Source organism: Photobacterium sp. DNB23_23_1 (assembly GCF_052873815.1).
Genome location: NZ_JBNNXT010000082.1, coordinates 1 through 3,760, shown reverse-complemented (window position 1 = coordinate 3,760; position 3,760 = coordinate 1). Strand labels below are relative to the sequence as shown.

Here is a 3,760-nt window from a genome sequence, read left to right as displayed (position 1 = left end):
CCTAAACGAGACAAAAACGGAACTATTGTTGGGTGGGTTGAAGATAAATAGATATTACACGCAAATAACTTGAAATAATTTTAAGACCTCCATTTTATGATGGGGGTCTTTTTTTAATTACACGCACAAACTTGTAATATTTCACGTTTTTACGTGTAATATTTTTTTCAATTAATTTACTTGTAACCATTTCACATATTTTAATTGTAATATTTCACACGCTTTACGTGCAATTCTTTCACTTGATTTGCTTGTAACTATTACACTAAATTTACTTGTAAGTTTTTTTAATTTATTTCACGTTTTGCACTTGCAGGAATAAATCTTAATTACTATACTGTATGTATAAATTACAATTAAGGGACGTGAAACAAATGAGCTTTAACATTAACCTACAGAAAACGAACAAAGATTCATCAATTCCAGATAGACTAGTGGTTAGAAGATTCTGGTATGACTCGGAGAGCAAGAAACAGAAAAGCAAAACCATCTTCACAGCGAACAAATACAGCGCACCAGTAAAGCTACCAGAAGACATTATTGCAAAGCACGACGTGACCACAGAGGAGCTAGAAAAGTACCACTGGTTCGTCATGAGCTTGCACACAAAAATGAACGAGGAGTCACTCTCTACTGGCATTGAAACCATCACTAGAAGAATGGCTGAGTTAACAGAGAAACTAACAGACAGAAGTGACGGTGTGACACTTTCAGAAATTGAAAAGTTTGAAGAATCTTACACTGCATTCAAAAAGCAGCTTACACGCCATAAGCGCAACGCCAAGAAACGAGGCGATGAGGCACTAGCCCTACAGATCGCAAAAGAACAAGGTCAGGGGGACTTAATGGACACTTTGGAGGGAGAAAAATGATAACTGCATACATTTTTGACTTTACCCAAAGCGGTTGGGACGTGGATGGTTACACGCTAATGCATAATGGCAAGCAGATTCCTGTTGAGGTTAATGCGGATGATCACCTTGATGCGGAAGAGGTGGCAATGTATTTACCAGAACTGGCCTGTGGGGGCGGTGTGTATCAAGATCTGTTTGCTTTTCAATATTGGTCGCCTCATTGCGATAAAAAGTGGTACAGCGAAGCTGAGTACATAATAAGCAAAACAAGCAAAGACGAGATGCTTAAAGCACTTGATGGTAAGCCGTGGGTGGCATTACAAGTGTAAGACGTGTAACCGCTACCCACTAATTTACAACGCTGAAGCCCACTGTAAAGCATTGTTTTTAAACGGTTTTCAGCGTGTTTATTTTTGTTTTTCGGACGAAAATTCTCCCACCCTTTTAGTTATGAACCTAGAAAAGCACTAACTTACAATTAGATTGCGTGTAATATAGTCTTTTCTTTCCTTACATGCATTAAACGTGTAATAAGATTCACTCTCTATTTATTTTATTATTTGGGTCTTTATAGATCTGGAGCTTTAAAAGATGGGCACAACAGCCTAGGGGCTGCTGCGCAAAAGGCTGCAAGGCACGCCTTGCTGTTTTTTTTTCATGGCTTCGCTATCCTAGGGAGTTCAAGCTAAAAAGCGAACTACAACCCAAGATAAGCGAAGCCGAGACTATTTGCGATAAGGGTCGTTTCCTCACCCTATGCACCATACACGCTCTCCCCCACACCGTACTCTGTCGAACATACTCACTACACCGATTCACCCGTAAGGGTAGGCTGGCCTTTCTCATGGACTGCCTGAGCTATGTTTACGTTGGTTAGGTGCTGACCTCCCACGTTGCGCCACATGTATGGGAATCCCCGTTTGCGTGACGCTACACTCTATCGAAGTTCTGCCAACTAGCATGGCGTTAACCATGTGCGCTTATGCGCTCCCTGCCTAGCTGCTATCTAAAACAGCGACCTCGCATGACCAAGGTAGGCTTTCCGAACAGGCTTCAAATACAAATGATGAGTGCGTTTCTAGGGTAGGTAATGCCTCTGGAGACATTGACAGGCTTGAATAGCCTAGTAGAATAGAATATACCGTTGTTAAGGACTCTACTTTACCCTAGATCCTTAGCCGAGTTAGATGCTGCAAACATTTAACTCAACTCTTTCAAAAGCTCGCCCTGCAAAGGCGGGCTTTTTTTGTATCTGTCGATAGCATAATCATTCAAAACGAACTGCGCAAGGGGGTAAGTTATCCACATGGCGTAGGATCGGCAATTTATTCATATCCACTGAATAAACGTGATAAATCAATTGGTAAGTAATAGGCTTAAACAAAAGCCTATGAATACCCTTACCAACAAGCTCAAGGCACACGCCATTGCGCGAGAATTATGTGCCACACCAGAAGATGCACAAATCTTTGTTAATCTGGCTCTAGCTCTGGAGCGAAAATTAGCAAACAAGGATCTAGACGAAGAAAGGGCAATTAAGATTGCACGCCTGATACGTGAAAGAAATAAGGCAATGGCTGCCGAGCTTGACCGGGTTGCACAAGCCATCCACATGCGCAAACTTGCCAAAGCCATAGCCCAGCAAGACCAGAACAACCTTTATAAAATGGTGATCATCACCATTCTTATGATCTGGCTCGAACCTCCCAAGAATACGCTTAAACCATCTTTTTGAACCCGCTGAGATATTACAAGTCCAAGACTTGTAATATTGAAGTGGGCAACAGGGGGTCTCGGGGGGCGTTAGCACCCCTGAGCTAGAAGGACAAACCTGAACGAAGTGGAAGGTTGTCCTATCTAGCCATTACTGGCTGAGTATTGATTTGCATACATTTAATTAAAAAATTACTTTTTAAGTAAAGACGTATGGGAATTAAGAATTGGACAGTAACCGTTGAAGCAACCAAGTCGGTAGCAGCGAGAGAGGTGTATTTCGAGAACAAAGATGAACCCTCTCACGCAGATTCAATCGACCTAAAATGCATCTGGGGAGGGCAAGCCAACTCGATGCGGATGATAACTCTTTGCGAGCAAGCAAAGGCAAAGCAGAGGGCAAAACGTAAAGGCGGAAGGCCGCCTACAGCAGCAGTCGAATTTGTATTTGTATTGCCGTCCGATCTGGATGAAAACGGCACCGATGAGCAATGGAAGGAACTCACTAAGGACATGATTAGATCGCTGGGCCGGTCGGTCGGGGTCGATCCCAACGAGCTATCCAAGGTTTGTCGGGGGTCGTTACACCGAGAACCCCAAACCAGTAGCGAGGATGTGACCAAGGGGACGCATATACACCTAATGGTGGGCAAGATCCTTCCTAATGGTACTCCCATGCCAAAGCTACAGCAGAAAAAAGCACTGCATGAGGTTAAACAGGCTTTTAACGCATCTGTTTTTAAGCATCTTGGCCACAACTACGAAATGTATGTAGCGCAGACCAACAGCAACAAAAAGAGATACAAAAACAAGTGGTTTGCCAACAATGCCAAGTTATCCAAGGCAGTAGCAGCAGTGCAGCGCAACTGCACCAAACTAACCCAATACGTGCTTGAATGTAATGCTATGCGCATTGCCAGCACTGAAAAGCGTCTTGATAAGGCTCTGGAGCAACTGGAGCAAATAACGCAGGAAAAGCCCTTAGAGGAGCAGCAGAAGACCATGGTTGAGTTGCTTCAGGAGCAAGCCGAACAGGTCAAGGAACAGGCTAAACAATCGGTTGATCTAGATAGGGCAACCAACAAGATCGATCAGGAAGTTGAGAAAAAGATGAAGCCTAAACGAGACAAAAACGGAACTATTGTTGGGTGGGTTGAAGATAAATAGATATTACACGCAAATAACTTGAAATA

The 3,760-nt window shown here is 43.1% G+C and carries 4 protein-coding genes; all 4 read left to right on the top strand.

Annotated features, from left to right (window positions below; translation table 11 throughout):
• Positions 1-374 precede the first annotated feature (374 nt).
• The 4 genes from ACVA53_RS24770 to ACVA53_RS24755 all read left to right on the top strand — a co-directional run bounded on the left by ACVA53_RS24770 (position 375) and on the right by ACVA53_RS24755 (position 3,734).
• Entirely contained in the window at positions 375-872 is a 498-nt protein-coding gene (locus tag ACVA53_RS24770; RefSeq protein ID WP_446506605.1) for a hypothetical protein, read from the top strand.
• A complete protein-coding gene (locus ACVA53_RS24765) occupies positions 869-1,183 on the top strand; it encodes a hypothetical protein (protein WP_446506604.1) in 315 nt (104 codons plus the stop codon). Before ACVA53_RS24770 ends, ACVA53_RS24765 begins: the two co-directional genes overlap by 4 nt.
• Before the next feature lie 1,061 nt (positions 1,184-2,244).
• On the top strand, positions 2,245-2,589 hold the full coding sequence (locus ACVA53_RS24760; RefSeq protein ID WP_446506603.1) for a hypothetical protein: 345 nt from the start codon (positions 2,245-2,247) through the stop codon (positions 2,587-2,589).
• Between the two features lie 191 nt (positions 2,590-2,780).
• The gene (locus tag ACVA53_RS24755) at positions 2,781-3,734 is read left to right on the top strand and encodes a hypothetical protein (protein WP_446506602.1); all 954 of its coding nucleotides are present in this window, start codon (positions 2,781-2,783) and stop codon (positions 3,732-3,734) included.
• The last annotated feature ends 26 nt before the right edge of the window (positions 3,735-3,760 follow it).